At 65.9% G+C, this 7,148-nt stretch carries 5 protein-coding genes and 1 pseudogene; 5 read left to right on the top strand and 1 reads right to left on the bottom strand.

Annotated elements, in window-relative coordinates:
- From AC6RA4_RS21700 to AC6RA4_RS21720, 5 genes and pseudogenes are all read left to right on the top strand, one after another.
- Positions 1 to 242: pseudogene (locus AC6RA4_RS21700) on the top strand (TRAP transporter small permease); the annotation flags it as partial.
- The gene (locus AC6RA4_RS21705; RefSeq protein ID WP_222604237.1) at positions 239 to 1,516 is read left to right on the top strand and encodes a TRAP transporter large permease; all 1,278 of its coding nucleotides are present in this window, start codon (positions 239 to 241) and stop codon (positions 1,514 to 1,516) included. The pseudogene AC6RA4_RS21700 and the gene AC6RA4_RS21705, both read left to right, overlap by 4 nt.
- An 8-nt stretch (positions 1,517 to 1,524) precedes the next feature.
- Positions 1,525 to 2,064 carry a VOC family protein gene (locus tag AC6RA4_RS21710; protein ID WP_500163854.1) on the top strand — a complete coding sequence of 180 codons (540 nt, stop codon included), beginning with the start codon at positions 1,525 to 1,527 and terminating at the stop codon, positions 2,062 to 2,064.
- Between the two features lie 7 nt (positions 2,065 to 2,071).
- Complete coding sequence (locus tag AC6RA4_RS21715) at positions 2,072 to 3,337, top strand: RuBisCO large subunit C-terminal-like domain-containing protein (RefSeq protein WP_500163856.1); 1,266 nt, start codon at positions 2,072 to 2,074, stop codon at positions 3,335 to 3,337.
- A gap of 1 nt (position 3,338) precedes the next feature.
- A complete protein-coding gene (locus tag AC6RA4_RS21720; RefSeq protein WP_500163857.1) occupies positions 3,339 to 4,571 on the top strand; it encodes a four-carbon acid sugar kinase family protein in 1,233 nt (410 codons plus the stop codon).
- A gap of 521 nt (positions 4,572 to 5,092) precedes the next feature.
- On the opposite strand, the gene AC6RA4_RS21725 is transcribed toward AC6RA4_RS21720, so the two are convergent.
- A complete protein-coding gene (locus AC6RA4_RS21725; protein WP_500163859.1) occupies positions 5,093 to 6,157 on the bottom strand; it encodes a DUF389 domain-containing protein in 1,065 nt (354 codons plus the stop codon).
- Positions 6,158 to 7,148 lie beyond the last annotated feature (991 nt).

Consider the following 7,148-nt stretch of genomic DNA (forward strand, 5'->3'; position numbering starts at 1 on the left):
ACCTTGCCACGCTGGCCTTCGCCGGGCTGATGCTCTGGAGCTTCGCCGAGTTCCTCCCCCGCGCCGGCAAGTTCCTGACCCCGGCGCTGCGGGTGCCGAACTGGGTCTATTACAGCCTCGCACTGACCGGCAGCTTGCTGCTCTTTGCCGTGGCGCTGCACCGCGTGCTCGCCGCCCTGCGCCGCCGCGACCCCAGCACCGCCTATCACGATCCCCGCGACGAGACCGGACAACCCACATGAGCCTCACCCTCCTGAGCCTTTTCGCCGTGCTGCTCGCACTCGGCGCACCGATCGCCGTGTGCCTCGGCCTCTCGGCCGCCGTGGTCATCGTGACCCAGGGCCTGCCGGTTTCTGTGCTCGCCCAGCGCAGCCTGAACGCGCTCGACAGTTCGCCGCTGCTGGCGGTGCCGCTGTTCATCTTCGCCGCGGCCCTGCTCAACGCCACCGGCGTGACCACGCATCTCTTCGATCTCGTGCGCATGCTCTTCGGACGCATCCGGGGCGCGGTGGCGCAAGTCAGCGTCTTCGTCTCGCTGATCTTCTCCGGCGTCTCGGGTGCGGCGCTGGCCGATATCGGCGCGCTCGGCGCGATCCAGATCAACCAGATGACCGCGCAGGGCTACCGCAAGGAATTTGCCGCCGGTCTCACCGTCGCCGCCGCCACCATCGGGCCGATCTTCCCGCCCTCGATCCCGATCATCATCTACGCCTCGGTGGCCAATGTCTCGGCGGTGAAGCTGCTGCTCGCGGGCATCGTCCCGGCGCTGCTGCTGACCGCGCTGCTGATGGCGCAGGTGGCGATCATCGCCCGGGTCAAGGGCCTGCCCCGCGACGAGGTCAGCGCCAAACCGCGCGAGATTGCGCAGAAGGCGGTGATCTCCTTCCCCGCGCTGATGGCGCCGGTGCTGCTGATCGGCGGGCTGATGAGCGGCTATTTCGGCCCCACCGAGGTGGCGGGCGTCACCGTCGCCTACGCGCTCTTCATCGGCTTCGCGATCTATCGCAGCCTGACCGGGCGCGCCGTGATCGGCGCCCTGCGCGAGACCGTCGAGGCCAGCGCCAACATTCTCTTCGTCGTCGCCACCGCCGCGCTCTTCGCCTGGGTGCTGACCCTCGACCAGGTGCCGATGAAGGTCTCGGCGCTGCTGCTCGGAGTCTCGGAGAACCCGGTGGTGCTGCTCCTGCTGGTCAACATCCTGCTGCTGGTCGTCGGCATGGCGCTCGAGAGCATCGCGGCGATCCTGATCATCGCGCCGATTGTCGCACCGGCGCTGACCGCCGCCGGGGTCGATCCGCTGCAGCTAGGCATCGTCTTCGTGCTGAACCTGATGATCGGCCTTCTGACCCCGCCGGTGGGCATGAGCCTCTACATGATCTCGATCATCTCGCGCATGCCGATCACCCAGGTGATCGCCGGGGTGATGCCGTTCTTCCTGCCGCTGCTGCTGTCCCTGCTCGTGGTCTCCGCCGTCCCGGCGCTGTCCACATGGCTCCCCGAAACTTTGATGAACTGAGGTTCCCAATGAGCACCCTTCTTGGCCCCATCCGCCAGCTCGGCTACGTCGTCGACGATATCGAGGCAGGCATGAAATACTGGTCCGAGACCATGGGCGTCGGCCCGTGGTTCTACAATCCGCAGGTTCCGATCGAGGATTACCTCTACGACGGCCAGAGCTACCAGCCGCACAACTCGGTCGCGCTGGCCAATTCCGGCGCCATGCAGGTCGAGCTGATCCAGACCCGCAACGATGTTCCCTCGATGTATCGCGATTACATGCAGAAGGGCCTGCGCGGGCTGCAGCACGTGGCCTTCTGGACCAGGGAATACGAGACCGACCTGCAAAGGATGCTCGACCGCGGCTTCACGGTGAAGATGTCGGGCTGCGTCGGGCAGAACGGGCGCTTTGCCTATTTCGCCGAAGAGCACCATCCGGGCACCTGCATCGAGCTTTCCGAGGTGCTTGGCCCGAAGGGCACCATGTTCGACATGATCCGCAGCGCCTCAGAGGGCTGGGACGGCTCGGACCCGGTGCGCCCCTTCCCCGATCTCAGCACGCTCTGAGGCAGGCATGGAACGGATCGTCGCCGAATACCTGCTCGAGACCCCCTACCCGCTCGCCGAGGCCGCCGCCATGATGGCCGGCGAGCAAAGCTCCGGCACCTTCGTGCGCGTGGCCGGAGAGACCGACGAGCTGCGCGCCCGCGCCGCCGCCGAGGTGCTCTCCATCGATGCGTTCGACAGCACGGAGGCCCCGACGCTGCACTCGGCTTATGTGACGCGCAAGCAGCCCGGCGGGCCGTTCCGCCGGGCCCGCGTCCGCATCGCCTACCCGACCGGCAATATCGGGCGCAACCTTCCGACGCTGGCGGCGACGGTTTCAGGCAATCTCTACGACATCGGAGAGATCACCGGGCTCAAGCTGCTCTCGCTCGAGCTCCCGGCGGCCTATCGCGCGCGCTTCGCACTGCCCGCGCAGGGCATCGCGGGCACCCGCGAGAGCCTCGGCGTGACCGACGCGCCGATCTTCGGCACCATCATCAAGCCCAATGTTGGAATGCGGCCCGACGAGATCGCGGCGCTCGTCGATCAGCTTTGCGCCGCGGGGGTCGACTTCATCAAGGATGACGAGATCTGCGCCAATCCTGACATCGCGCCGCTGGCCGAGCGGGTCCCAGCCGTGATGGCGGTGATCCGCAAGTGGCAGGAGCGCACCGGGCGCAGGGTGATGATGGCGTTCAACATCACCGACGAGACCGACGCCATGCGCCGCCACGCCGATCTGGTGGCCCGCGAGGGCGGATCCTGCGTCATGGCCAGCCTCAACTGGTGCGGTCTTTCGGGAATGGAGAGCCTGCGCGCCCACACCCCGCTCGCCATCCACGCCCATCGCAACGGCTTTGGCGCAATGAGCCGGCACCCGCTGCTCGGGATGGACTTCCAGGCCTACCACGCGCTCTACCGGCTGGCGGGGATCGACCACATGCACGTGCATGGCATCGGCGGCAAGTTCGTCGATACCGCCGAGGAGGTCACCGAGGCCGCCCGCGCCTGCCTCGCCCCGCTCTGCAAGGATGGCCCCGACGACCGGGTCATGCCCGCCTTCTCCTCGGGCCAATGGGCCGGCACCCTGCCGCAGACACTCGAGGCGGCGCAGTCGTCCGACCTGATGTTCATGTGCGGCGGCGGCATCCTCGCCCATCCGCAGGGGCCGGCGGCGGGCATCGCCTCGTTGCGCGAGGCCTACGACGTGCTGCAATCGGGCGCTTCGCTCACCGAGGGTGCGGCAACACGCCCGGCGCTGGCGGCTGCGCTCGAGTTCTTCGGAGCGCGCTGAGATGGGCGCGCGCATCGTCTTCATCGGCGACGATTTCACCGGCGCCTCCGACAGCCTCGCGACCTACGCGCGCAGCGGCATGCGCACCCGCATGGTGCTGCGCGATGCGGCCGGCGACGGGCTGGAGGTTCTCGGCCTGCCCACCGATCTGCGCTCGCTGCCGCCCCTGCGCGCACGAAACGAGATCGAGCGCCTCTGGCCACGGATCGCTGAGGAAGACCCCGAGCTGCTCCATCTCAAGGTCTGCTCGACCTTCGACTCCGCACCCGAGGTTGGCTCGATCGGCGCCGTCACGCAGACGCTGATCAGCCGCTTCGCGCCCGACGTGGTCGCGGTGATCGGCGGACAGCCGAGCCTCGCGCGGCACTGCGCCTTCGGCACGCTCTTCGCCCGTGGCCCCGATGGCGAGACCCACCGCATCGACCGGCATCCGGTGATGAGCCGGCACCCGGTGACCCCGATGCGGGAAGCCGATCTGCGCCGCCACCTCGCGGCTCAGGGCCTCGACGGGCTATCCCTGGTCTCGGTCACGGATCTCCATGACCCCGAGACGGTGGCCGAGACGTTGCGCTCGGGGCCAGCGCTGATCGACGCCATGCAGGACGAAGACCTGCCGCGGATCGCCGAGGCCCTGCGCCTTGCCGGCGGACGACAGCTCCTAGTGGGCGCCAGCTCCATCGCCGAAATCCTCGGCGCCGGCGGCGATACGCCCCTGACCGACACAGCGCCCCCGCCCGCCTCCGACGGGCTTCTGCTTTTCGCGGGGAGCCGGTCACAGACCACCGCCACGCAGGTCGCCGCCTCCGAGCGCTACTTCCGGTTGGCGCTCACCCCCGAGGCGCTGCGCTCGAGCTCCCTGACCGCGCCTGCTGCCGAGCTGCTGCGCGCCGGAACACCCACGCTGGTCCACCTCGTGCCGGATGCCGATTACGGGCTGTCTCCCGATGCGCTGGCCGACCGCTGCGCCGCCTTCGTTGCCGCTCTGCTCGAGCGCGCCGAGGTCGGGCATCTCGGCCTCGCGGGCGGCGACACGTCAAGCCGCATTTGCGTGCGCCTTGGGTTCGATGCGCTCGCGTTCGAACACACGCTTGCCCCGGGCGTCTGCATCTGCGTCGCCAGCCACTCCTCGCCGCGCAGGGATGGTATGCGAATAATGCTCAAGGGCGGACAAATGGGAGAGCCGGGTCTTTTCGACAGGTTCGCCGCGAGGCGTTTCAAGGACGGATCAATGTGAGGTCGAACGATCGTCCGAAACCCGGTTCCGGAATGTCGGCCCCGGCTTCGGCAATGGCAGCGCCCCAAGGCCATCTAGACATCGCGGCAGCGGCTGGCACCCGCAGAGTGGGATCCGTCCGATGCCGCGCGGTATTCGCGACCAAGCGCCCCGAGGCACCCGAACTGCCAAGGTTCAGCACCAATCCCCCGCCGCATCTCGGCATCCCCCGCTAGGGCTCCCGCCCTTCTCCTCGGAGCGCCATCAGCCACGCCCCGGCAAGGGCCCGCCCCGCGCCACCTGACATCAAGCCGTAAGCTACGAAACGAAGAGGCTCGACATGACCAGCGGCCCCACCGCCCGCATGATTGCCGATGCCGTCGAGGCGAGCGAGCTACGTTGATCTTGGTCAATGCGCCACCCCGTGAATTGTGCGAAAAGCGGTTCGCCTAGGTGACGGACCGGGTCGGCTTTGCGGGTGCAAGGAGAGCACGCGAGGGAGCATCCCGACACGCCGGCCCGGTATGCTGCCTCAAGAGGGCTCAGTCGATCGAAACGAGTGGAGCGGCCCGGACAACATTCGTATCAAGATCAACCAGCCAAGCATAGCGAGGCTGGTATCGGACTATGATGTCGTATTCAGTCCCAAGAAGGTCGCGCGCCACATCGCGGAATGGCGTCGCCGTCAATTGTGCCGGAAGCGCTTCCGCCGCAGATGCCGTTTTGAAAGCAGCGTCGACGTTTAGATCAACGATGGCCCATACTTCCGCAACTTTCTCACGTGCCCGAACATCGATCCGAACGATCTCAACCGGAACCTCCTCCGCCCATAGCAGAATCCTGTTTGCCAACGCAGCCTCAGCTCGAGTCTCCGCATAGCGATAATAGGTCAGCGTCGAGAGCGGAGCAAAGATTGCCAGCAGGAAAGCAATGGCGATTGAAAGCCCCAGTGAGGTGCGGATTCGGCGCTTCCCCGAACGCAGCAACAAGGACCCAGCTCCCGTGGCGAGATAGACCGCGCATGCAGACAGGATAATCGCCGCGAAATTGGTTGTGAACAGAAGCAGCGCTTCGCTTGCCGCTGTGAATTCCCGAAAATAGATTAATATACCTACCGTGGCGAGCGGCGGCACGAGCGCCACACCGATAGCTGCCCCCGGCAGAAGGCTGAGTTCGGATCTCTGTATCTGCACGTAGGCACCCGCGAGGCCTGCCGCCAGCGCGACCACCAAGTCCTCGGCTCCAGGGTCGGTTCTACTCAGAATCTCATGTGGGAGTAGCACGCCACGCGGGAAGTCAGTCAGGAAGACGATCAGCCACGCGACACCCACGCTAGCAAAGGCCGCCAACCATACGATCAGCAGCAGAGCGAGCGCACGCGCGATGTCGCCCGTCACAATGGCGGCGGCAGTCCCGAGGATTGGCGTCATGAGAGGCGCCACCAGCATTGCGGCGATAATGACGGCACCTGAGTCCCGGATCAGCCCCATCGTCGCGATAACCACCGCGAGTCCAAGAAGCATTGCAAAACGGCGCCAGTAGGCCGGCCTATCCATTCCTTCGAAACGGATGATTTCCTTGGTCGTGCTAAAACTACGACTAGCCATCTCGGACACCCGGAGCGTCGGCACGCGATTCACCGCGGCCTTGTTGAACGACTGTCGGGGTGGCGACGCCCGCGGATCTCGACTGACAGATCTTCGCAGTGTTTAAACCGCTATGACCACCTCTGACATCTTACTGATAGGCATGGCATCTCCTCTCGGCAAGATGGTTCATTGATCCGAGAAACGGGACAACGTCACGTCCCCGTCTTAGACGAATTCATCGAGACCGTGGTGTCACGACCTCTATCGATATTGCCTTGCGGCAATCCGTGAATCCGGGAGCTCTACCTTTCAAGAAGGCGGGGATGCGCGGCCCGGCACTCAGCATGCCCGCAGCGTTCCCATATTCCCCGCCAAGCAAGCTAGTCGCTGCGGAGACTACCACGCGCGCCCACAGAGCACGGCGCGCTTCAGCGGCAAATTTTCGGGCCGCCCTGAACAAGCTGACTTCCGTGCGCTTCCTCCTGCTTCTGCAGACCGAGCCTCGATCACGGGTGACCGGCTCCACAACGCACTGGATGCCATGCCGCACAGCTTCGAGATCCCGATCGTGACCGCACGTCCCCGCGTAAAAACACGGTGGGCGAGCACTCGCGCGAATGCGGCGTCCGACCGCCACAAATCTGACATACGCCTCAGCTACTGGATCCTTCGGGAGCGAGGGCGCATTCGTGTGCCCGGGGGCCGTGACGCGGGTCCGACAAAGCAGCGTGTCCCCAAAACCACCTGCGTCAACCCGCGTCACGCTTCCCCCACAGCGTCGGCGCGATTAGATCTCTCCTAGCAAAGGCCGCGAGCACGCTCCCGGCCATAGACGCTCAACCCAGGGAGGTTCGGGCCGTGTCTCGCTGCGGTTTGCCCACTCACAGCTGACGGGATGGTTTCGCGCGGATCTTCCTACTGGCGCGGGCACCACCTGCCCTCGCCTTAGCCTCACACTTTCACCCCCTCGGATGGATCAACGCTTCCCATTTCACTTGCGCAATCGCCT

This window comes from Salipiger sp., from assembly GCF_059781815.1.